General features: G+C 63.5%; 21 protein-coding genes. 8 read left to right on the forward strand and 13 right to left on the reverse strand.

The features are described 5' to 3' along the window. Positions 1-21: 21 nt before the first annotated feature. Positions 22-405 (reverse strand): KGG domain-containing protein, encoded by a 384-nt coding sequence (locus KO539_RS18480; RefSeq protein ID WP_219310856.1) that lies wholly within the window; start codon positions 403-405, stop codon positions 22-24. A gap of 60 nt (positions 406-465) precedes the next feature. Further along, the gene (locus KO539_RS18485) at positions 466-978 is read right to left on the reverse strand and encodes a phasin family protein (RefSeq protein WP_219310857.1); all 513 of its coding nucleotides are present in this window, start codon (positions 976-978) and stop codon (positions 466-468) included. A gap of 344 nt (positions 979-1,322) precedes the next feature. Between KO539_RS18485 and purU the strand changes: the two genes are divergently transcribed. Then, positions 1,323-2,204, forward strand: a complete 882-nt coding sequence (gene purU, locus KO539_RS18490) for a formyltetrahydrofolate deformylase (protein ID WP_034786194.1) — start codon at positions 1,323-1,325, stop codon at positions 2,202-2,204. Positions 2,205-2,243: 39 nt separating this feature from the next. Then, positions 2,244-2,786 (forward strand): YaeQ family protein, encoded by a 543-nt coding sequence (locus KO539_RS18495; RefSeq protein WP_034758748.1) that lies wholly within the window; start codon positions 2,244-2,246, stop codon positions 2,784-2,786. Positions 2,787-2,846: 60 nt separating this feature from the next. On the opposite strand, the gene KO539_RS18500 is transcribed toward KO539_RS18495, so the two are convergent. Then, entirely contained in the window at positions 2,847-3,641 is a 795-nt protein-coding gene (locus tag KO539_RS18500; RefSeq protein WP_219310858.1) for a head GIN domain-containing protein, read from the reverse strand. Positions 3,642-3,829: 188 nt separating this feature from the next. Between KO539_RS18500 and KO539_RS18505 the strand changes: the two genes are divergently transcribed. Further along, positions 3,830-4,465, forward strand: a complete 636-nt coding sequence (locus KO539_RS18505; protein WP_034758744.1) for an SAM-dependent methyltransferase — start codon at positions 3,830-3,832, stop codon at positions 4,463-4,465. Positions 4,466-4,511: 46 nt separating this feature from the next. Here KO539_RS18505 and KO539_RS18510 read toward each other — a convergent pair whose 3' ends face one another. The 4 genes from KO539_RS18510 to KO539_RS18525 all read right to left on the reverse strand — a co-directional run bounded on the left by KO539_RS18510 (position 4,512) and on the right by KO539_RS18525 (position 7,243). Beyond that, on the reverse strand, positions 4,512-4,937 hold the full coding sequence (locus KO539_RS18510) for a type II toxin-antitoxin system HigA family antitoxin (RefSeq protein WP_099402639.1): 426 nt from the start codon (positions 4,935-4,937) through the stop codon (positions 4,512-4,514). Then, positions 4,925-5,206: a type II toxin-antitoxin system HigB family toxin gene (locus KO539_RS18515; RefSeq protein WP_035828903.1), complete on the reverse strand. Its 282-nt coding sequence runs from the start codon at positions 5,204-5,206 to the stop codon at positions 4,925-4,927. Before KO539_RS18515 ends, KO539_RS18510 begins: the two co-directional genes overlap by 13 nt. Before the next feature lie 64 nt (positions 5,207-5,270). Then, positions 5,271-6,545, reverse strand: coding sequence for a cytochrome c (locus KO539_RS18520; RefSeq protein ID WP_219310859.1), 1,275 nt, complete (start codon positions 6,543-6,545; stop codon positions 5,271-5,273). After that, positions 6,542-7,243, reverse strand: coding sequence for a c-type cytochrome (locus tag KO539_RS18525; protein WP_257626349.1), 702 nt, complete (start codon positions 7,241-7,243; stop codon positions 6,542-6,544). Before KO539_RS18525 ends, KO539_RS18520 begins: the two co-directional genes overlap by 4 nt. Positions 7,244-7,390: 147 nt before the next feature. On the opposite strand from KO539_RS18525, the gene KO539_RS18530 reads away from it, so the two are divergent. Continuing rightward, positions 7,391-8,809, forward strand: coding sequence for a PLP-dependent aminotransferase family protein (locus KO539_RS18530; protein ID WP_219310861.1), 1,419 nt, complete (start codon positions 7,391-7,393; stop codon positions 8,807-8,809). A gap of 6 nt (positions 8,810-8,815) precedes the next feature. Here KO539_RS18530 and KO539_RS18535 read toward each other — a convergent pair whose 3' ends face one another. The 3 genes from KO539_RS18535 to KO539_RS18545 are packed head-to-tail and all read right to left on the reverse strand — an operon-like array spanning position 8,816 to position 10,430. Continuing rightward, positions 8,816-9,244 carry an SMI1/KNR4 family protein gene (locus KO539_RS18535; protein ID WP_219310862.1) on the reverse strand — a complete coding sequence of 143 codons (429 nt, stop codon included), beginning with the start codon at positions 9,242-9,244 and terminating at the stop codon, positions 8,816-8,818. Between the two features lie 16 nt (positions 9,245-9,260). After that, a complete protein-coding gene (locus KO539_RS18540; protein ID WP_219310863.1) occupies positions 9,261-9,911 on the reverse strand; it encodes a 3'-5' exonuclease in 651 nt (216 codons plus the stop codon). Between the two features lie 9 nt (positions 9,912-9,920). Then, positions 9,921-10,430: a ProQ/FINO family protein gene (locus KO539_RS18545; protein WP_034758713.1), complete on the reverse strand. Its 510-nt coding sequence runs from the start codon at positions 10,428-10,430 to the stop codon at positions 9,921-9,923. A gap of 568 nt (positions 10,431-10,998) precedes the next feature. Between KO539_RS18545 and rpoD the strand changes: the two genes are divergently transcribed. After that, a complete protein-coding gene (rpoD, locus tag KO539_RS18550) occupies positions 10,999-13,557 on the forward strand; it encodes an RNA polymerase sigma factor RpoD (protein ID WP_035826456.1) in 2,559 nt (852 codons plus the stop codon). 66 nt (positions 13,558-13,623) lie between these two features. Here the strand turns inward: rpoD and KO539_RS18555 are convergent, their stop codons facing one another. The 3 genes from KO539_RS18555 to ppc form a co-directional block, all read right to left on the reverse strand. Next, positions 13,624-14,751, reverse strand: coding sequence for an HAF repeat-containing protein (locus KO539_RS18555; protein WP_219310864.1), 1,128 nt, complete (start codon positions 14,749-14,751; stop codon positions 13,624-13,626). A 55-nt stretch (positions 14,752-14,806) separates the two neighbouring features. Then, positions 14,807-16,603, reverse strand: coding sequence for a PAS domain S-box protein (locus KO539_RS18560; protein ID WP_219310865.1), 1,797 nt, complete (start codon positions 16,601-16,603; stop codon positions 14,807-14,809). A 176-nt stretch (positions 16,604-16,779) separates the two neighbouring features. Beyond that, the gene (gene ppc / locus KO539_RS18565) at positions 16,780-19,620 is read right to left on the reverse strand and encodes a phosphoenolpyruvate carboxylase (RefSeq protein WP_219310866.1); all 2,841 of its coding nucleotides are present in this window, start codon (positions 19,618-19,620) and stop codon (positions 16,780-16,782) included. A gap of 243 nt (positions 19,621-19,863) precedes the next feature. Here ppc and hemC point away from each other — a divergent pair, with 243 nt between their 5' ends. From hemC to KO539_RS18580, 3 genes are read left to right on the forward strand one after another with little or no spacing between them, the layout of a single operon-like run. Then, positions 19,864-20,868 carry a hydroxymethylbilane synthase gene (gene hemC / locus KO539_RS18570; protein ID WP_152598882.1) on the forward strand — a complete coding sequence of 335 codons (1,005 nt, stop codon included), beginning with the start codon at positions 19,864-19,866 and terminating at the stop codon, positions 20,866-20,868. Next, positions 20,861-21,643 (forward strand): uroporphyrinogen-III synthase, encoded by a 783-nt coding sequence (locus KO539_RS18575; RefSeq protein ID WP_219310867.1) that lies wholly within the window; start codon positions 20,861-20,863, stop codon positions 21,641-21,643. The genes hemC and KO539_RS18575 overlap by 8 nt, the downstream gene beginning before the upstream one ends. Continuing rightward, entirely contained in the window at positions 21,640-22,788 is a 1,149-nt protein-coding gene (locus tag KO539_RS18580) for a uroporphyrinogen-III C-methyltransferase (protein WP_219310868.1), read from the forward strand. Before KO539_RS18575 ends, KO539_RS18580 begins: the two co-directional genes overlap by 4 nt. The last annotated feature ends 3 nt before the right edge of the window (positions 22,789-22,791 follow it).

The following is a 22,791-nucleotide window of genomic DNA, read 5'->3' on the forward strand; positions in this document are numbered from 1 at the left end:
GGCCGCCAGAGCAGCCCCGGATCAGCCCTTGTCGTCCTCGTCCTTGTTACCCTGCCGGACAGTGCTGCCGCTGCGTGCCGCCGTGCTGCTGCGGTTTTCATTGGCGCGCTGGGCCGATTGCCGGCTTTCGCCGCCCTTGCGGCCGATTTCCGCCATGTGTTCGCGGTTGCGGCTGACGGCTTCGCCCCCTTTCTGCCCGGCCCGGCGTGCTTCTTCCGAGTCGAATTCATGGGCCGTGCCCTTTTGATGGGCTGCCTGGCCGCCCTTGCTGGCGATTTCGCGCTGCTGCTCCTCGTTCATGGCGGCAAAGCCGCGCTTGCTTGTGCCTTTGCCGCTGCCTGATTCGCCGGCTTTCTGGCTGCTGCCAGTGCCTTTGCCCTGTTCATTACCTTGATTGTTAGCCATGTCGCTCTCCTTGCTGTCGAGTGGGGTCTAGTGTTCAACTCAGGTGTTCAACTCAAGTGCTCAATGCGTCTGATCGGATTGCCTGCTGGTGTCGCGGCTGTGGCCGGCGCCATTGCGGTGGCCCGCGGCGTGCATTTTTTCGATCATTTCACGCTGGCGCTGCGTGGCTTTTTCCGTTTCCTCGGCGGTTTTGCGCACCACTTCGTCCGCGAAGGCGACGGCCGTGCGGCTCGCTTCGGGGATATGCGTTTCCGCAGTGCGGTTCATCTCGACATTGGCATTGGCGACCAGATTGCCGAGCTGCTGCTGGTACTGGCGCAGCCTCACGCCGCCTGGTTGCAGCTGGCCAGCAGCCAGCGACATGAATTCGCCCGAGTCGCGCGCGCACAGCAGTTGTTGGCTGGCGTTGCTCCATTCCTGCAGCAAGTCTTGTGCCAGCCGCAAATGCAGCTCGCTCAGTTGCTGCGCCGTATCGAACATCTTGCGCGATAGTTCCGTGGCGAAATTGCACTGGGCCTCCAGATGGGACTTCAGGGCGGGGCTGAAACTGGGGGGCATACTGTTTGGGAACATGTTCTACCTCAATGAAAAACGGATCCAAAAAACACCCGGTGTACCGGATGCGACGTATGGTGAAACAAGCAAAGAGATAGACGCCGGATGGCGCGCCAGGTTCCACGCCAGGAGGCCGTTTAAGGCGCGAATGGCCCCTGGCTGCTTGAAAAATGCGATGGTTTTGCGCCAGATCAAACGAACGCGAATGAGATGGCGCGTCGCGTCCGCCATGATGGCTGTGTGGAAAATGCAGGTTTACAGGCCCGGCCGTGCGACAATAGCCGGCTCGCGGCAGCGCAGCCGATGGCCGGCGCGCGTGGCTGAGCCGAGCATCGCCTTACTTTTTACCTGATTCCGCGACCATGACGCATCCCGAATACATCCTGACCCTGTCCTGCCTGGACCAGCGCGGCATCGTGCACCGCGTCTCCGGCTTCCTGGCCGAACGCGGCTGCAACATTCTCGATTCCGCCCAGTTCGGCGACCAGGAATCCCAGCTGTTCTTCATGCGCGTGCATTTCGCGCTGGAAGACGGCGCCGTCAGCGACGCCCAGTTGCGCAGCGACTTCGCCGACCTGTCGCAAGCCATGCAGTTGAATGGCCCCTTCCACGGCCAGTTGCACGATGCGCGCGTCAAGCCGCGCGTGATGCTGATGGTGTCGAAGATCGGCCATTGCCTGAACGATTTGCTGTTCCGCTACAAGAGCGGCTTGCTGAACGTGGAAATTCCCGCCATCGTGTCGAACCACATGGAGTTCTACCAGCTGGCGGCCAGCTACAACATTCCCTTCCACCACTTGCCGCTGGCGGCCGGCGCGCCGGAAGCGGCCAAGCTGGCGCAGGAAGCGAAGATCATCGACTTGATGGACACGCACAAGATCGACCTGGTGGTGCTGGCGCGCTACATGCAAATCCTGTCGCCGGGCCTGTGCCAGGCGCTCGATGGCCGCGCCATCAATATCCACCATTCCTTCCTGCCCAGCTTCAAGGGCGCCAAGCCGTATGCGCAGGCGCATCACCGCGGCGTCAAGCTGATCGGCGCGACGGCCCACTTCGTCACGGGCGACCTCGACGAAGGCCCGATCATCGAGCAGGACGTCGAGCGCGTCGACCATGCGATGGATGCCGAGACCCTGACGGCCATCGGCCGCGACGTCGAGTGCGTGGTGCTGGCGCGCGCCGTGAAATGGTTCGTCGAGCACCGCATCCTGAAAAATGGCGACAAGACCGTGGTCTTCCGCTGATACCGACTTCACTCTTCACTTTACCGAGACAGAAACACGATGGCCCTCAAAGCAACAATTTTCAAAGCCGATCTGCAGATCGCCGACATGGACCGCAATTACTACCAGGATCACGCGCTGACCCTGGCGCGCCACCCGTCCGAGACGGACGAGCGCATGATGGTGCGCCTGCTGGCGTTCGCCATCCATGCCGACGAGGCGCTGACCTTCACCAAGGGCCTGTTCGATACGGAAGAGCCCGACCTGTGGCAGAAAGACCTGACGGGCGCCATCCAGCTGTGGATCGAAGTGGGCCAGCCCGACGAAAAGCGCATCCTGAAGGCCTGCGGGCGTTCGGAGCAGGTGATCGTCTACAGCTATGGCGCAACCAGCCACATCTGGTGGAAACAGATCGCCAACAAACTGGAACGGGCGAAGAATCTGACCGTGATCAACCTGCCATCGGAAGCGGCGCAGGACATGAGCAAGCTGGCGCAGCGCAACATGCAACTGCAATGCACGATCCAGGATGGCCAGATCTGGCTAACGGACAGCGTCAACACGGTCCTGATCGACCGCGAACCGGTCAAGCCGGCCCGCTGATGTCGGCTGTCTGAAACGCAAAAAGCCCGGATCGCTCCGGGCTTTTGTCATTGCGGGTGCTTAATTCGGCGCGCTGCCCAGGCGGCGGATGCTGCTCGAACGCTGCATGCTGCGGCTGATGCGCGGATCGCCGTAGTAGCTCACTTCGCCAGAACCGCCGATGCTGATGGCCAGGTCGTCCTTGGCCCACACGGTGGCTTCGCCCGAGCCGCCGATGCTCACCTGCACTTCGCGCGCGGCCAGGCGGCCCGCTTCGATATTGCCCGAGCCGCCGATCGAGGCCGTCAACTGCTCCGTCTTGCCGCTGGCCTTGAAGCTGCCGCTGCCGCCGATGGCGATGGAGACCTGGCGGCTGTCGAGGTCGCGTGCATTGATGGAGCCGGAGCCGCCCACGTCGAAGCGCAGGTTCTCGGCGCGCAAGCCCGTTGCCGTGATGTTGCCCGAGCCGCCCACGCTGATGCGCTCCACCTGGCGCGCCTGGATGACGATGGTCAGGCTGCTCTGGCGGAAGTTGGCGTTGCGCTTGACGGGGCGGATGCGCAGGGTGCCGTTTTCCACGGCTGTCTCGATCAGCGGCAGGATATTGTCGTCCGCTTCGACGGTGACGCTGTCCGTGTTGCCGATGCGCAGCTCAACCGTGCCCGGCACGTTCAGCGCCACGGCGTGGAAGCTGCCCACGTCGCGCGTCTGCTTTTGCAGCTTGCCGCTGCCCTGGATGCTGTTGCCGGAAATCCAGTCGAGCGGCGACGCCAGCGCCGGCGCGGCCGGGATGGCCAGCGCGCAGGCGGCCAGCAGCAGGGCGATCGCGGCGCTGGCGTGGCGGCGGTGGCGGCGGTGGAAAAGTGGCTGTGTCATTCTTGCTCCCTGTTTTGAATTGGTATACTTGCATGGTATGCCAGCCGGCCGCGCCCGCGTACCGTCCTGCGACAGACTGCGCCAGCGGTGGCATGGAATGCAGAAGGATGCGACAGGATGGCATGAGGTATCATGCCGGTATTGGACATACGACGAGCGGCACGCGCCGCTCACACTACTGGAATTACATGCTGATCATCACCATCAAACAGGGCAAGGAAAAGAGCTTGCTGGGCCAATCGTGGATTTACGCGTCCGCGATTGAAAAAGTCGAAGGCAAGCCGCAGGAAAAAATGAAGCCCGGCTCGACGGCCATCGTGCAAAGCTCCTCCAAGCAATTCATCGCCCGCGCCGCCTACAATTCGAAGTCGCAGATCCGCGCGCGCATCTGGAGCTTCAAGGAAGACGAACCGGTCGACCACGCGCTGATCAAGCGCCGGGTCAAGGCCGCCATCGAGAAAAAACTGCCAGCCATCAAGAAGGCGGGCGAAAACCAGCTGCTGACCCTGATCAAGGGCGAAGACGAGGGCTTGCCGGGCCTGGTGGTGCAGCTGTTCGGCGGCGTGCAAGGCTATCTGATCTGCGAATTCAACGCCGGCGGCGTCGACGCATGGAAAGTGGCCATCGTGCAATCGCTGATGGCCTCCACCGGCTGCGCCAATGTGTACGAGCGCTGCGACGACCTGATGCGCAAGGGTGAAGGCTTGCCCCTGATCGACGGCGCCCTGGCCGGCGAGGAGCCGCCCGATGAAGTCATGCTGACGGACAATGGCGTGCGTTATGCGCTGGATTTGAAGACGGGGCACAAAAGCAAGTTCCGCTGAAAGCGGCTGTTTGAAATGAAAAACCGGCGCCGGTTTTTTTACGAGCTCATGCAATAAAAACACTGGTGGGGACGTCGAAACGTTGCGCCAGAGCCTTGATTTGCCGCACATTGAGATCCCGCTTGCCGTTGAGCACTTCAGACACGACGCCTTGGGTTCCCACTTCCGGCAGGTCGGATTGTGTCAGCGCCTGTTGTTCCATCAACAGGCGAAGCGTGGCCGCAGGCGAGACGGGGGGCGGTGGAAAATGTTCCTGGTCGTAATCGGCTATCAGCCGGCCGACACTGTCAACCAGCCCGGCCAAAGGGTGCGTTTCATCGGCCGCCCCGGCATCCAATAGTTGATGCAATACGCTGACAGCTTGTTCATAAGCGGCCGCATCAGGAATCGCCTGCAAAGGGACCAGTTTGGACAAGGCTTGATAGTGGACAGTGATTTTTGTAATCATTTCACGATGCATCAAGGTTTCCATGCGTCGTACTCCTTATGCGTCAGCACTTCCCGGATGAACAGCAACTGGCGATTGAAGTGAATCGCGGCGATGATCCGGTACTTGTTACCGCCAATATTAAAAACATAGTAATCGCCAACATGATCGGTGGCGTTAAATGTCGACTTCATCACAGCAAAATTGGCAAATGACCGCGATTCGATGATCTTGCGCCATGCCTGCATGGGTTCTCCCGCCAGCGGATGCCTGCTGGCGAAATCCATCAAAGCTTTGTTGGCGACGATGCGCATATGCATGCCGAAGTAATGCCATCATTCTCAGATTATCTCAATTTGAGATAATCGTCAAACGATCTTACTCCAGCGGCACGCTGCGGTATTTATTCACCTCCAGCGCCGATACGGCCGGCGCATCATTGCCCCACGACGCGCGCAGATAGGTCACCACGGCCGCCACTTCCGCGTCATCCATGACGGGGCCGAACGGCGGCATGCCGTAGGGGCGCGGGTTGCCGCGGGTGCCGGGCGCGAAACCGCCGTTGAGCACGAGGCGGATGGCGTTCACGGCCGACTCCGTCGTCAGCGCGCGGTTGCCGGCCAGCGGCGGATAGCCGGGCGGCACGCCTTTGCCGTCGGCCTGGTGGCAGCTCGCGCATTGCGCCTCATACAGTTTCGCGCCCAGCGCCAGTTGCTGCGTGGCTTGCTCCGACGTGTCGCGCGGCGAACGTTGCGCGGGCTGCGCCGGGCCTGGCAGGCTCTTCAGGTAGACGGCCATCGCCTGCACGTCGGCGTGGCTCATGTGCTGCAAGCTTTGCCGCACGACTTCCGCCATGGGGCCGAAGACGGTGGCGCGCGGCGACACGCCCGTTTGCAGCAATTCCACGATATGCGCCGTGTCCCAGTCGCCCAGGCCCGCTTCCGCGTCCGACGTCAGCGACGGCGCGTACCAGCCCAGCACTGGGATCAGGCCGCCGGACAGGCCGTCGTCGCTGCCGCCCAGGGTGGTGCGGCTGCTATGGCAGGCGCTGCAGTGGCCCAGGCCCTGCACCAGGTAGGCGCCGCGGTTCCATTCCATGCTTTTGTTTGTGAGCGGCTGGTACACGCCCGGCTTGAAATACAGGGCGCGCCAGGCGGCCAGCGCGACCTGCTGGTTGTAGGGGAAGCGCAGCGCATGCGGCGCGTTCGCCTGCTTGTGCGGCGGTACGCTCTGGAAATATGCGTACAGGGCGTCGCTGTCTTCGCGCTGCACCTTGGTGTAGTTGGTGTACGGAAAGGCCGGATACAGCAGCCGGCCATCCTTCGACTTGCCGTTGTGGATGGCGCGCCAGAAATCGTCGGCCGTCCAGCTGCCGATGCCCGTTTCCTTGTCGGCCGTGATGTTGGGCGAGAGCACCTTGCCGAACGGCGTCTGCAAGGCCCGGCCACCCGCGTAGGCCACGCCGCCGCGCGTCGTGTGGCAGGCCATGCAGTCGCCCGCCTTGGCAAGATAGGCGCCGCGCGCGACCAGCTGTTCCTGGCTCAGGGTGCTGGCCACGGCGGGCGGGCCCAGGTCGTCGGCTGGATACAGCAGGAATGTGGCGCTGCCGCCGGCAATCAGCAGCAAGCCCGCCGCGATCATCCATTTTTTCATGGCGCCACCTGCGCGCTGGAGCCCGGTACGCCGCCGCAATGCAGCGGCAAGGGCAGGGCGATGCTGCTGGCGGGGCGTGCGTCGGCGCTGGCCACTTGCGTGCCCAGCCAGGCCGAAACGGCGCCCACGTCCGCGTCCGACAGGCGCTGCGCCACTTGCGCCATGCAGTCGGGCGCGTGGGCGCGGCGGATGCCATTCTTCCAGGCGCCCAGCTGGGCATTGATATAGTCGCGTGGCAAGCCCAGCAAGCCGGGGATGGCGGGCGCCACGCCGGCCAGCTGCTGGCCATGGCAGGCGATACAGGCGGGAATCTTTTTGCCGGCGTCGCCGTGCAGCACCAGTTGCTTGCCACGCGCCAGGGCCGTCGCGCCGGCGCTGCTGGGCTGTGCCGGCGGCGGGGCCGGGTGCTGCGCCGCAAAATAGTCGGCGATTTCGCGCAGATAATCGTCAGGCAAGTGTTCCACCATATAGTTCATCATCGGATACTGGCGCCGTCCCTCGCGAAAGTTCAGCAGCTGGTTGTACAGGTAGCCTGCAGGTTTGCCGGCGATGCGGGGAAAGAAGGCGTCGTGCTTTTCCTGTTGCGCATGGCAAGACGTGCACGCCTTGATACGCTGCTCCAGGCTGTCGTGGCTGGCGGAGATGGCAGTGGGCGCGGCGATGGCCAGCACCAGCGCGAGGGGAGAATGCAGTAGCATGGAAAGTCGCATGGGAAGATCACCTGTCGGTCTGTGTCGCGTGCCGGTGTTGCTGCCCGGATGTTGTTACCCTAGCATATACCGGGTGCTGTCACTGTGACAGGATCAGTTGTGCAATAAAACTACGGATCAGTTTGAGGAGCAGGGTTGAAACGATATGAGGAATTGGCGGAAGAAGTGGCCGCCATGATCAGCACGCAGCTGTTGTTGCCTGGCGATAAGTTGCCTTCCGTGCGCCAGCAGCATGCGCGCCGGGGCGTCAGCCCGTCGACGGTATTCCAGGCCTATTATTTGCTCGAAGCGCGCGGCATGATCGTCTCGCGGCCCCGCTCCGGCTACTACGTGGCGCCGCAGCGCGCCGCGCTGGCGCCCGAGCCGGACAGTTCCCATCCGCTCGACGCCAGCACCACCGTCGACGTCAGCGACCTCGTGTTCGAGGTGCTGGGCGCCGTGGGGGCGCGCGATATCGTGCCGTTCGGCTCGGCGTTTCCCAGTCCGCACCTGTTCCCGATGGAAAAACTGGCGCGCGCCGTGTCGGCCAGCATGCGCCGCCTCGACCCGTGGAGCACCGTCACGGATTTATCCTTGGGCAATGCCGAGCTGCGCCGCCAGATCGCCCTGCGCTACCAGCAGAGCGGCGTGCCCGTTTCCAGCGATGACATCGTCATCACGAATGGCGCGCTGGAAGCGCTGAACCTGTGCCTGCAAGCCGTCACGCGGCCCGGCGACACGGTGCTGATCGAGTCGCCCAGCTTCTATGCGTGTCTGCAGGCGCTGCAGCGGCTGGAACTCAAGGCGGTGGAAATTGCCACCAGCCCGCGCGACGGCGTCGACCTGGCGGCATTGGAAGAATTGCTGCAGCGCCACCAGCCCAAGGCGTGCTGGCTGATGACGAATTTCCAGAATCCCCTGGGCAGCCTGATGTCGCCGGAAAAGAAGCGCGCACTGGTTGAATTGCTGGCGCGCCATGGCGTGCCGCTGATCGAGGATGACGTGTATGGCGAGCTGTACTTTGGCAAGCAGCGTCCGGGCCTGACGAAAAGCCACGACAGCGCGGGTCTCGTCATGCATTGCAGCTCGTTTTCCAAGACCCTGGCGCCCGGCTTTCGTCTGGGCTGGGCCGTGGCGGGCCGCTACACGCGGCAGGTCGAGCGCCTGAAACTGACCACCAGCCTGTCGGCGCCGATACCGCTGCAGATGGCGCTGGCCGATTACCTGGCGCAAGGCGGCTATGACCGCCATTTGCGCCAACTGCGGCTGACCCTGGCGGCGCAGCAAAATACCATGCTGCAAGCCATTGCCGTGCATTTTCCGCCCGGCACGCGGGTCACGCGGCCGCAGGGCGGTTATTTTGTCTGGGTGGAGATGCCTGCCGGTATCGATGCGCTGGCCTTGCACCGCAGCGCGCTGGCGGCCGGCATCAGCATCGCGCCCGGCCCCATCTTTTCCGCTACGCGCGCGTTTCGCCACTGCATCCGCCTCAATTACGGCCACCCGTGGAGCGCGCAGCTGGAGGCGGCCATCGCCGCGCTGGGGCGGCTGGCGGCGCAGCAACTGGCGCCGTAGGGTTAGTCAGCCGGGACGGCCGGGCAGGGCGAGAAAGGCGCTAAAGTCGGGCGCCACCGTGCTGGAGGTTCCTGTTTCGTGCGACCACAACACGACCACCGGCTCGCCCGATGGCCCAGGCTGGGCATAGTCGAAACAATAGTAGTCGCCCGTGCCGAATTGCGCGAAGGGCAGCAGGCTGGCGTGATCGATGCCGCTGCCGGCGAAGTTGTCCAGCCATGCCTGCCAGCCTTCGCGGTAGTGGCGGTCTATCGATTCCCAGGTCTTGCGCGGATTGTCCGCATCGTAGACGGGAAACAAGGTCAGTGCGCCCAGTGCGCGGCCATTGTTGTCCAGCAGCCATGCCGCGTGCGATGGCGGCAACGGGCGGCCCAGTGCCTGCTCGGCTGCGGCGATGGCTGCGGCGCTGGTACCGGTGCTGTTTTTCTTGCGCATGCGATGGACGGTGGAATCAGGCCGGGGAAGCGGGCGCTGCCGGTGGCGCGGCGGCCGGGCGCGGGGCTTTTTGCGGCGCGACCTTGCCGCCGTCGGCGATCCAGCGGCGGTACACGCGCAGGGCTACTTGCGCATCGTCGGCCGCGTACAGAATCTGCTTTTCCGTCAGGCGCGAGGTGGCCCAGTTGGTGGTGGAGATCTTTTTCGATTTCTGCAGGTGCAGGCCGAAGAATTTGGCCACGGCCGTTTTCGCGCCCAGATCGTTGCGCTGGCCGCCGCGCAGGGCGACGGACAGGTCGAGCACCTGGGCCGGTGCGATGCCCAGCTTGTTGCGCAGGCGCTTGACGTCGTCGGACAGGCCAAAACCCACTTTCAGGGTGGTGGTCGATTCGAGGATGGCTTTGAGTTCCGCCAGGGCCGGCGCCGGCGTGCTGCCCACCTGGAACAGGTAGGCGATGTCGTCGGTGGCCAGCTGGATCAAATGCGGTCCCGTGGAGGACTCGCCTTTGACGAACGTCGGCTTCGATTCCGTATCGAAGCCGATGGCGTCCGCTGCCAGCAGGGCGGCCATGGCCGCCTGTGCATCATCGCTGGTGCGTACCAGCTTGACGTGGTCGAGGGCGATGCCTTGATACGGGGGCAGTGGCGGTGCGGCAGCTGTGTCCATGAAACCGGATCAGCCTTTGCGCGAGAATTTCGCGGTCAGCTGATTCAGTTTTTCCAGGCGCAGGCGGTTCGCTTCTTCGGCGGCGGCCGCGTCGCGTTCGGCTTTCTTGCGCTCGGCTTCCTTCTTGAAGCGCTGCTGCAATACTTGCGTGGCGTGGTCGCGGTGGGTTTGCGTCACTTCCGCGCCGGCCGTGCCGTCGAGGTCGTAGCGTACCTTGGCTTTTTCCATCACGCGCAGGTAGCGCAGCGAACCCGTGTGGATGCCCAGCGCCGTGCGCATCAGCTTGCGGTCCAGGTCCGGCAGACGCGCCAGGATCTGCTTGTCGATACCGATCGACAAGGGCAGGCAATCGCGGAATGGCGGGAATTGCTCCTGGAACTGCTTCAGCAGGGCGCGCGCGGTCAGGCCGGCTGGCGCCGGCGTGGTCGCTGCGGCCGGTGCCGCCGCTGGGGCTGCATCGACTGGCGTGTCAGGAGTGGTGGCTTGCTGGTCTGGCGTGGAGCTGGTCATCGACATCATTGGTTGGGCTATAAAAGGGGAGCATAGCACGCGCCACAGGCAAGTGCATTGTCTTTTTTGGCAACTTGACCTGCAATAAGCGGCTGCGCGCGACAGCCGGCACAGCGCGAAATGCGGGAAATGTGTATAATGTCGGCTTGCGCTGATGACTGGACCCTGTTTTTAAAGGTCTGGCTCAGGTGTGCAGGGGATAGGAGCAGTGCGGTGCAGGCCCCCAATTATTAGTATTTTTGATATCAGATATTTTGTTTATCAATTATCCAGATAACTGGCCGTCGTGCATAATCTTGCTCTCCGCTGTGTCTTCACTGAACAACAATAGATTCAAGCCCGTTCTGGTACGGGCTTTTTTTCATTCCGCAATGTACATCGCTTATTTATCTGACCCGGCTTCGGCCCGCCGCTCCCCATGACGGATGCGCGGGCTTTGAACGTCCCGATAGACAGGCGCCGCTGCCGTTAACACGGTAGCCGCAACAATACGCTCCATCGAGTCCGGTTTCGCAGGCTTAGGTGGAATCATTCACTTCGCGCCGACACCATCTGGTCTCGCATTAAGAGATATCTCATGAAGAATACGCCAAAAACTTTAACGTTGTCCGCCAAGGCGCCACGCCCAGCCGCGGCGCCACTTGCCGTACCCAAAACGACTTTATCTTACTTCATCGATAATGCGCAAGCGAATCCGGAAGCCACCGTCACGACGGCGCCGACCGTCGTCACCGTGGTGAAGAAAAGCCGCTCGCGCCTGGCTGCCGTGCCAGCGGCCGAAACGGCTGCGGAAGCGGCCGTCAGCGCCCCGGCCGCCGAGGCTGTTGCCGACGTGACCGAGGCCGCTGAAGCGGCACCGGCCAAAACGCCGAGCGTGAAGATCGCCCCCGGCGCCAAGGCTCCGGCCGCGCCGCGCAAGGTCAGCGAAAGCGCCGCCACGAATAAAGTAGTGACGGCAGCCCGTTCGAAAGTCGTGCGCGCCAAGCCTGAAGCGGCGCCCGTGACCATCATCACCGGCGCGCAAGTGGTCAGCAAGACCACGGACGCCGACGCCCTGGCCGCCATCGACACGTCGAATTACTTCCTGCCAACCGTCAAGGTACCAGGCCGCCGTGGCCGCAAGCCTAGCGAATTCACGCCGGAAAACGATGAAGTGGCAGCACTCAACGCCGTCGAACGCGCCGAACTGAAGGCCGTGTCGAAAGCGCGCGACCGCAAGGCCAAGGGTGGCCTGGCCGATGCACTGGGCGATCCGGAAGCGTCGGCAGCGGACCTGGAACGCCGCCGCAAGCAGATCACGGGCCTGATCAACATGGGCAAGGAACGCGGTTTCCTGACCTATGCCGAGATCAATGACCAATTGCCGGAAAACATCATCGATCCGGAAGCGATCGAAGGCATCATCGCCACTTTCAACGACATGGGCATCGCCGTCTACGAGCGCGCCCCTGACGCGGAAAGCCTGTTGTTGACTGACAACGTCGCCACCGTCACCAGCGACGATGAAGTGGAAGCGGCTGCCGCGACCGCCCTGTCGACCGTCGACTCCGACTTCGGCCGCACCACCGACCCCGTGCGCATGTACATGCGTGAAATGGGCGCCGTGGCGCTGCTGACGCGCGAAGGCGAGATCGAGATCGCCAAGCGCATCGAAGGCGGCCTGAAAGACATGATCCAGGCCATTTCCGCCTGCCCGACCACCATCGGCGAAATCGTTGCGCTGTCGCAAAAAATCGCGCGCGACGAAATCAAGGTCGATGAAGTGGTCGACGGCTTTGTCGACTTGAACGAAAGCAATGCCCCGGCGCCCGCCGCTGCCGCCGCGCCCGCTGCCGCCAGCGGTGACGACGAGGAAGAGGAAGAAGAAGCCGAAGAAGAAGACGGCGACGCCAATGGCGGCGCGGCCGGTTTCTCCAGCGAGCAGCTGGCCCAGCTGAAAAAGAATGCGTTGGAGAAATTCAACGTCATTTCGACGCAGTACGACAAGATGCGCAAGGCGCCCGAGGGTTACAACTCGAAAGCCTACATCAAGGCGCAGGAAGCCATTTCGCAGGAATTGCTGGGCATCCGCTTCACGGCCAAGGTCGTGGAAAAGCTGTGCGACACCCTGCGCGGCCAGATGGAAGAAGTACGCCACATCGAGCGCGCCGTGCTGGAACTGTGCGTGAACAAATGCGGCATGCCGCGCGCCCACTTCATCAAGGTGTTCCCGGGCAATGAATGCGATCTGGAATGGGTTGACCGCGAAGTTGATTGCAAGTATCCGTACAGCGCCATCCTCAGCCGCAACGTGCCTGCCGTCAAGGAACTGCAAAAGAAGATGATCGACCTGCAAGCGCGCGTGGCCCTGCCGCTGGCTGACTTGCGCAAGATCAACAAGCAGATGGCTGCCGGCGAAAAGCGCGCGCGTCACGCGAAACGCGAAATGACGGTCGCCAACTTGCGCCTGGTCATTTCGATCGCCAAGAAATACATCAACCGCGGCTTGCAATTCCTCGATCTAATCCAGGAAGGCAACATCGGCTTGCTGAAGGCCGTCGACAAGTTCGAATACCGCCGCGGCTACAAGTTCTCGACCTACGCCACCTGGTGGATCCGCCAGGCCATCACGCGTTCGATCGCCGACATGGCCCGCACCATTCGCGTGCCGGTGCACATGATCGAAACGATCAACAAGATGAACCGCATCTCGCGCCAGATCATGCAGGAAACGGGCAGCGAGCCGGACCTGGCGACCCTGGCCGTCAAGATGGAAATGCCGGAAAACAAGGTGCGCGAAATCATGAAGATCGCGAAAGAGCCGATTTCCATGGAAACGCCGATGGGCGAAGATGGCGATTCGCAACTGGGCGACTTCATCGAAGACAACACGACCCTGGCGCCGCTGGACGCCGCGCTGCACGCATCGATGCGCAACGTGATCAAGGAAGTGCTCGATTCCCTGACGCCGCGCGAAGCGAAAGTGCTGCGCATGCGTTACGGCGTGGAAATGTCGAACGACCACACCCTGGAAGAAGTGGGCAAGCAGTTCGACGTGACGCGCGAGCGCATCCGCCAGATCGAAGCGAAAGCCATGAGCAAGCTGCGCCAGCCTTCGCGCTCGGACAAGCTGAAAACCTTCCTGACGCAAAACTAAGCGTAGGGCAAGCAAACAAAAAAAGAGGCGCAAGCCTCTTTTTTTTCGTCCATCCCTAGCGTTGGCTTACATGAAATACGTGCGCTGGCCACGCAGGCCGGCGCGGAGCTGGTACAGTGCCACGCCGCTGGCACCGAGGATGAAGGTGAGGAACAGCCAGTCCAATGGATTGCTGCGCTGCGGTGCGGGCGCCGCTTGCGACGGCACGGCGAAGGCCTGGAATTTATGTCCCGTGTAGACGGCGCCGACCACCAGCCCGGCGTCCGTGATCTTGTTGGTCAGGTACAGGCCGTCGTCGCGGCGGCGCACCGTCATCACGCCTTCCTTGTAGACAAAGGTCATCGGTTCAAAGCCGTTGATGTTGACGCTGCCGACGACGTGTCCGGCCGCGTTGACCGCCGTGGCGTAGCTGTCGCCCTGGCCGATCATGGCGCCCAGGTCGAGCATGCGCCTGCCGTCCCAGGCAAACGCGTGCCAGCGCCGTTTCTCCGTTTCCGAGGCGCCCACGATCAGGCCCGCGTCATTGATGGCGGTGGCTGAACTGATGCGTCCGCCGGGCAGGGTGCCGATTTCCTGCATGCCCGTGCCGGGGCGGTAGACGAAGGCGCGGCGGTAGCCGTCGCCGCGCTGGGCCGTGCCCACCACCACGCCATGTGTGTTCAGGCCGCTGGCATAGCTGCTGGCGCCGCCCAGGGTGCCCAGGTCTTGCAGGCTGAGGTCGGCTTTCGTCACAAAGGCGTGGAAATCGCCGGCGCTGGTATCGGCATAGCCGGCGATCATGCCGTCGCGCGTGATGGCCGTGGCATAGCTGCTGTTGCCGCCCAGGGTGCCCAGGTCGCGCATGCCGCCTGCTGCTTCAAAGCGGAAGGCATGCCAGGCGCCGCTGGCCGTCTGCGCCGAGCCCACCACCACGCCATGGGTATTGATGGCTTTGGTGAAACCTTCATTGCCACCCAGGGTGCCCAGTTCGCGGAGGCGGCCATGCTGATAGGTCACGGCGCGGCGCCGTCCTTCCTCTTCCATGATGATACCGGCCACCAGCCCTGCCGGGTTCAGGTCGGACGCGATGCTGCCATTGCCATCCTTTTCACCAAAGCCCCGTTCGGCATAGACGGTGGCGCTGGCGGTGGAGACGGCGGCCAGCAGGCACAGGCCGAGCAGTGGGGCGGGGAAGCAGGAGTACCGTGGCAGCATGATAGTTTCCTCAAGAAAAAAACTAACTATACTTTTTAATGCTAAAAATGCATACTTAATTCACTACTGTTTTTGCTAATTTTTGTATTTCGTCATGCCCGGCCGGCGCGCTTTTCCTGGCCCGCGGCAAGCGGATGGCCAGCGCCGTGCCCTGGCCCGCCTGGCTGTCGATGCGCAGCTCGCCGCCCAGGGCGTGGACACGTTCGCGGATGCTTTTCAGGCCGAAGGCAGCCTTCTTGCCGTGGTCGCCCGGCAGCATGCCGATGCCGTTGTCGCTGATGCGCAGCACGATGGCGTCCGTATCCTGCGCCAGCGCCACTTCCACTTCGCTGGCCTGGGCGTGGCGCACGATGTTCGACAGCGATTCCTGCAGCACGCGGAAGATGGCCGACGTCTGGCGCTGGTCCAGGCCCAGGTCGGGCGCTTCGCTGTCGAGCGAGAGCCGGTAGCGGATGGCGCCGCGGCTTTCCATCTGGCGTATCAGCCATTCCGCCGCCGGACCCAGTCCCAGCTCCAGGGTGCTGGGATGCAAGTCATTGATGATGGTGCGCACCGAGCGGATGGTGGCGTCGATGGTGTCGAGCACGCGCTGGGTGTGGCGGTGCAGGCGCGGGTGGGTCCTGGCCGTGCGCGCGTGCAGCAGCGACACGTCGATGCGCAGCACCATCAGGTTCTGGCCCAGGTCGTCATGGATGTCGAGCGCGATGCGGCGCCTTTCTTCTTCCTTGATGGTTTGCTGGTGGTCGCTCAGTTCGCGCAGCTGGGCCAGGGTGCGCTGCAGGTTCTCCTCGTTGCGCTTGCTTTCCGTGATGTCGATGGCCATGGCGATGATCATCTGCGGCTGGCCATCGTCGTCAAATACGGGTTTCTTGTGCGTCTGCACCAGGCGGTTTTCCTGCATCTGCGCATTCCACACCAGTTCTTCGCGGATCACCACCTTGCGGCTGGCAAAGGCTTCCTGGTCCGCCGCGTGGAATCCCATGTTCTGTTCCTTGGGGAAATGTTGCAAGTCGCGTCCTTCGGCGATGTCTTGCTGGCACACGCCCCATTGCTGCTCGCAGGCCTGGTTCATCAGCACGATGCGCGAATCGGCATCTTTCAGGAACAGCGACAGGGGCATCATGGAAATGATGTCCTGCAGCCGCTCTTCGCTGCGCGCCAGGGCCGCTTCCGTTTGCGCGCGCATGGCGATTTCCGCGGAGAGCTGCAGATTGACATCGAGCAGCTGGGCCGTGCGCAGGGCCACGCGGCTTTCCAGCTCCGCATGGGCGACGGTCAAGGCGTGTTCGGCCCGCTTGTGTTCCGTGATGTCGCTGGCCAGCACGAGGGCGCCCGTCAGGCTGCCTTGCGCGTCGTACAGGCAGCGGCCGCTGATCATGGCCCAGCGTTCCGAGCCGTCGCTGTGCCGGTAATGCAGTTCTCCCATGCAGCTATCCGTGGCTGTCTGGCGCAGCGGACACAGGCGCAGCAAGGTCGCCTCGTCGTGGAATTCATCCATGGAATGGTTCAGCAGCAGCTCGGCGGGGAGGCCCAGCATGTCGCACAGGCGCTGGTTGACGTGCAGGATGCGGCCGTGCGCGTCTGTTTGCCACATGCCGTCCTGTGCCGTTTCGCTCAGGTGGCGGTAGCGCATGGCGCTGGCGTCGAGCTGCTGGCGCGTGCAGGCGAGGTGGGCGCGCAGCGTGCGCATCAGCCACACGGCCGTGCTGGCGGCGGCGGCCAGCAGCAGCGACAGCCAGACACGTTCCCAGAAGTCGAGTTGCTGCCAGGCCGCACCGGCCAGCCAGCCCAGCATGATCAGGATGAGGGCGGCGCATGCCGCACCCAGCGTTTCAATCGACCATTTGCTCATCCGCGTCCCTGGCGTCATGGTTGGCCCCTGCCGTGCGCTTGGCGCCGGAGAGGGTAAAGTGTCAACCGCTAGTGTAATACCAATTGTTGCTTTCTTGAGAATATTTTGCCATCGAGCAAGCAAAAGGGCCGGCCCTTGCGGTGCCGGCCCTGTTTGCCGATGGCAATGCGACCTTATCAGCCCGTGTTGCGCAAGCCGGCCGCCACGCCATTGATCGACAGTTGGATGCCGCGGTGCACCCGTTCGTCGACTTTGCTGGCGCTGGACAACGCGCGGTTGCGCTTGATCAATTCCACCTGCAAGTGGTTCAGCGGGTCGAGGTAGGCGAAGCGGTTCTGGATCGAGCGGGCCAGCAGCGGATTGCCCGCCAGGCGCTCGGTATTGCCGGTGATCAGCTCCAGGCAGCGCAAGGTGTTGCCATGCTCGTCCGTGATGCGCTTGTAGATGCGTTCGCGCAAGTCCTGGTCCGCCACCAGTTCCGCATAGCGCGAGGCGATCGCCAGGTCTGTCTTGGCCAGCACCATGTCCATGTTCGACAGCAGGGTGGCAAAGAATGGCCATTCGGCGTACATGGCGCGCAGGGTGGCGATCTTGTCATCCTGCGCGGCGCCGTCGGCCTGCTTGATCCAGGCCTCGATGGCGCTGCCGAAGCCGAACCAGCCCGGCAGCAGCAAGCGGCACTGGCCCCAGGAAAAGCCCCAGGGAATGGCGCGCAAGTCTTCGATGCGCTGGTTGGCCTTGCGCGAGGCGGGGCGCGAGCCGAGGTTCAGTTCGGCGATTTCCGCAATCGGTGTGGCCGAGAAGAAATACTCCGTAAACCCCGGCGTTTCATACACGAGGTGGCGGTAGGCGTGATAGGCGAGGTCCGATAGTTCCGCCATCACGGCTTCGAACTGCGCCAGCTGGCCGTTACGGGCCGGATTGGCTTCCTGCGGCGCCAGGCTCGCTTCCAGGGTGGCGGCGACCAGCAATTCCAGGTTGCGCCGGCCGATTTCCGCATTGGAAAACTTCGAGGCGATGATCTCGCCTTGCTCCGTCAAACGGATCTGGCCGTTGACGGTGCCCGGCGGCTGGGCCAGGATGGCTTCGTAGCTGGGTCCGCCGCCACGGCCTACCGTGCCGCCGCGGCCATGGAACAGGCGCAGCTTGACGCCGGCCTTTTGAAAGTCGGAGACGAGCGCCAGTTCCGCCTTGTACAGTTCCCAGTTCGACGTGAGGAAACCGCCGTCCTTGTTCGAATCGGAATAGCCGAGCATGACTTCCTGCAATTGCCCCTGCTTGGCGATCAATTGCTTGACCAAGGGCAGGGCCATGACCTGGCTCATGATGCCGGCCGCACGCTGCAGGTCGGGTATCGTTTCGAACAGGGGGATGACCATCAGCTCGCAGCTGCTGTCGCCAGTTTGCCAGTCGGTGCGCAGCAAGCCCGTTTCCTTTTGCAGCAGCAATACTTCCAGCAAGTCGGACACGGTTTCCGTGTGCGAAATGATGTAGTTGCGAATCGCCCGCGCGCCGTAGCGCTGGCGGATGTCGCGCGCCGCGCGCAAAATCGCCAGCTCGGAATCCGTTTCCGCGGCATAGCTGATGTAGGGCGAGTACAGCAGGCGCGGCTGGGCCAGTTCATTCAGCAGCAGCGCCTGCTTGTCTTCCTCGGACAGGGCCGAGTAGTCGTCGGCCACGCCGCTTTGCGCGAACAGGTCGGCCAGCACTCTTTCGTGCACGTCGGAAGTCTGGCGCATGTCGAGCGAGGCAAGATGAAAACCGAAGATGTCGGCCGCGCGCGCCAGGGTGGCCAGGCGCGGGCGCACGAGGGCGGCGCCGTGGTGCGATTCGAGCGAAGCGACGATGGTGCGCAGGTCGGCCACAAAGGCGGCCGCGTCCGGATAGGCGGCGGCCGCGCCCACTTCCTTGCGCAGGATGTTGGTGGCGCCCAGCGCGCGGGCCGTGGCGGCTAGGCGCGCATAGATGCCGATCAGGGCGCGGCGGTATGGCTCGTCGCTGCGGTGCGGCGAAGCGTCCGGCGACTGGTCGGCCAGCGCCTGCAGTTCGGCGCTCACGCCCACCATCAGGGTCGAGACGGACAATTCCGCACCCAGCGCATGCGCTTCGTCGAGGTAAAAGTCGAGGATGGTGGTGGCGTGGCGCGCCAGCGCGTGCTGCATGGTGCCTGCGTTGACGTTTGGATTGCCGTCGCGGTCGCCGCCGATCCAGCTGCCCATCTGCACGTAGGCGGCGTTGATCGGGTCTATCGTGCCATCGCCGTTCGGGTACTCGGCGGCGATGTCGTCCTCGATGTCGTCGTACAGGCCCGGCAGTTCGCGCAAAAAGGTGATGCGGTAGTAGGACAGGGCGTTTTCGATCTCGTCGGCCACCGTCAGCTTCGAGTAGCGCAGCATGCGCGTCTGCCACAGGGTGGCGACGCGCGAGCGCAGCAGCTGCATGTTGGCGTGGCGTTCTTTCGGCGTCTGCGGCAGGTCGCGCTCGGCCAGCAGGCGGGCGATGTCGTGCTCGGCGTCGAGGATGCTCTTGCGCTGCACTTCCGTCGGGTGGGCCGTCAGCACGGGGGCGATCAGGGCGTCCTGGAAAAAGGTGTCGACGGTCTTGCGCGGCACGCCGGCCATGCGCAGTTTTTTCAGGGCGAAGCTGACGCTGCCCTTTTGCGCGCTGGATCCTGCCAGCAGGTGGGCGCGGCGGCGGCGGATGTGGTGCTGGTCTTCCGCGATGTTGGCCAGGTGCGAAAAGTAGGAAAAGGCGCGCACGACGGAAATCGTCTGTTCGCGGCTCAGTTCCTTGAGCATGGCGTCGAGTTCCAGCGCGGCGTCCGCGTCCGCTTCGCGGCGGAAGCGCACGGACGTCTGGCGTATGGTTTCCACCACATTGAAGACGGCGTCGCCTTCCTGCTCCCGCAGCACGTCGCCCAGCAGGCGGCCCAGCAGGCGGATGTCTTCTTTCAGCGGCGCGTCCTTGTCGGAGCCGGCCGCTGGAACTATTTCTGGTGCTACTGCGTCATTGAGCATAATAAAGAACCAAAGTAAGTGTAAAAGCAAGGGAATGTGGATCGCACCGGGCGTTTGGCCGCAGAGGGGAGGGGGCGCATGATAAAATTTGTGGTCTTCAACATGGACGCTAGCCTGACTTGGCCGTTTAGGCCAAGGGATAACGATTATAGCGACGCCGGGCGCCATTCCGATACAAATTGATATCGGGCGGGCGAATTGGCAACGATAATGACAACGACAGCCACAGCGAAAGAACTTGTTTTGAAAGCATCCGAATTGACCCCGAACGAATTGACTATTCCCGCCCGCCTGGTGATCGCCACGCGCGAGAGCCGTCTTGCCATGTGGCAAGCTGAACACGTGCGTGCGCGTCTGGCCGCCCTGTATCCGCAGTGTAGCGTTGAAATTCTCGGCATGACCACACGCGGCGACCAGATTCTGGACCGCGCCCTGTCCAAGGTAGGCGGCAAGGGCCTGTTCGTCAAGGAGCTGGAAGTGGCGATGGAAGAAGGCCGCGCCGACCTGGCCGTGCATTCGCTCAAAGACGTGCCGATGGAGTTGCCGCAAGGCTTTGCCCTGGCTGCCATCCTCGAGCGCGAAGATCCGCGCGACGCGTTCGTGTCGAACGATTACGCCAGCCTGGCCGAGCTGCCGCATGGCGCCGTGGTCGGCACCAGCAGCCTGCGCCGCCAGTCGCTGATCGCCGCGCGCTATCCGCATCTGACGATTTTGCCCCTGCGCGGCAATCTCGATACGCGTTTGGGCAAGCTGGACCGTGGCGATTACGCTGCCATCATCCTGGCCGCCGCCGGCCTGAAACGCCTGGGCCTGGCGTCGCGCATCCGCGCCGTGCTGGCGCCGGAAGACAGTCTGCCGGCCGCTGGCCAGGGCGCCATGGCGATCGAAATCCGCAGCGGCCGTGCTGACGGCGCCGACCTGGTGCGCCTGCTGGCGCCGCTGAACCACGCGGCCACGGCGCAAGCCGTCACGGCCGAGCGCAAGGTATCGAAGATTTTCGGCGGTAGCTGCCAGATTCCGCTGGCCGCCTTCGCCACCGTCGAAGGCGAACAGATGCGTTTGCGCGCCATGGTCGCCACGCCGGACGGCGCGCGCATGGCCAGCGCAGACGTCAGTGGCCAGGCCAGCGCACCGGAACAGCTGGGCGAGCAGGTGGCCGAACTGCTGCGCGGGCAAGACGCCGCCGGCATCCTCGCCTCGTGTGCCGTCACACCCGACAACCATGAAGGCCTGGCGCCGCATGCCTGACACCGTGGTGATCACGCGGCCTGCGCAACAAGCGGGGCCGCTGGCCGCCAGGATCGCGGCGCTGGGCTTGCCCGTGCAGCTGCTGCCGCTGCTGGAAATCCACGCGCTTGACGGCGCGGACGAATGCGCGCAGCTGCAAGCCGTGCTGGCGCGCCTGGCGGAATATGACTTGGTGGCCTTCGTCTCGCCGAACGCCATCGACTGCGTCTTTGCGCACCTGCCCGCCTGGCCGGCAGGCTTGCCGCTGGCGGTGGTGGGCGAGGGCAGCAAGATGGCCCTGGCCGCGCATGGCGTCACGGATGCGAACGCCAGCATTACCAGTCCGCTGGACACGGCGCGCAGCGATTCCGAACATTTATTGCTGGCGCTGGACTTGCCGGCCCTGCGCGGCAAGCGCGTGCTGATCGTGCGCGGCGATGGCGGACGCGATTACCTGGCCGACGGCTTGCGCGCGGCCGGCGCCGACGTCGAGTTCATCACGGCGTACCGGCGCAAGGTGCCGACGCTGACGCCGGCCTTGCGGGCGACCCTGGAAAATCTGTTGCAGCATAATAATGACTGGATCATCACCAGCTCGGAAGCGCTGCGCGGTTTGCTGGCGCTGCTGGGCCAAATGGATGCTGAAAAGACGGCTGTTGTGAAAATGCAACAGCAGCATCTGATCGTGCCGCACGCCCGCATTGCACAAACGGCGGCGGCCCTGGGTTTCGCCCGTGTCACCCTGACAGGATCAGGCGACGCAGGAGTGCTCGCCGCGTTACAATCACGACCATGAACGAAATGCCTACACTCTCCGAACCGAATGCAACGCCTGGCAGCGCCGTGAAGACGGCGCCGCAGGCGGCCGACCAACCTGCCGGCCGCGCGCCGACCCTGCTGGAACAGCTGCAAAAGCCCATGAGCATCGCCGTCATCGTGCTGGCCGTGCTGCTGGCTGCGCAAAGCTGGTCGACCAGCAAGCAGATCCGCAACCTGCGCGAAGAAGTGGCCAAGCGCCTGCAAAAGGGCGACGTCAGCAACGCCGAAACGGGCGTGCTGGCGCGCAACGTGCAAGAAGGCACGAAAGAGCTGGAAATCAAGGTGGGCGCGCTGGAAAACCGCCAGAGCGAAACGCAAAGCCAGCAGCTGGCCCTGGAACAACTGTATAACGACTTGTCGAAGAACCGCGACGAGTGGGCGCTGACGGAAATCGAGCAAGTGCTGTCGACGGCCAGCCAGCAGCTGCAACTGGCCGGCAACGTGCCTGGCGCGCTGATCGCCCTGCAAAATGCGGACCGCAGCCTGTCGCGTTCCGACAAGCCGCAATTCATCACCATCCGCCGCGCCATCGGGCGCGACATGGAAAAACTCAAGGCCCTGCCCAGCGTCGATTCGACGGGCGTGGCCCTGCGCCTCGACGCCGTGATCGCCCAGGTCGACTCCCTGCCGATGCTGTCCGACGAAACGCCGGCCTTGCCGGCCGCGCCGGAAAAAAACGGCAAGGCCAAGCCCGTGCGCGATGCCGCCGGCAAGCTGGTAGGGCCGCCGGCGCCGGAACCGCTGCTGCAAAAAGTGCGCGACGGTTTCAATACCTGGAGCGGCGACATGTGGGCCGACGTGCGCCAGTTGATCCGCATCCGCCGTGTCGATACGCCGGAAGCGCTGATGCTGTCGCCGACGCAATCGTATTTCTTGCGTGAAAACGTCAAGCTGCGCCTGCTCAATGCCCGCATGGCCTTGTTGTCGCGCAATGAAACGGCTTTCCGCAACGACTTGATCGCGGCGCAGGATGCGCTGGCCAAGTATTTCGACACCCGCGCCAAGAGCACGCAGACGGCGCAAGCCCTGCTGCGCCAGGTGCAGGGCAGCAACCTGGCCATCGAGATGCCAACCTTGTCCGACAGCCTGACGGCTGTGCGCAACTACAAAGCGAAGTCCTGAGCC

It is taken from the genome of Janthinobacterium sp. NKUCC06_STL (genome assembly GCF_019345455.1).
In the GTDB taxonomy this organism is placed as follows: Bacteria; Pseudomonadota; Gammaproteobacteria; order Burkholderiales; family Burkholderiaceae_D; genus Janthinobacterium; species Janthinobacterium rivuli.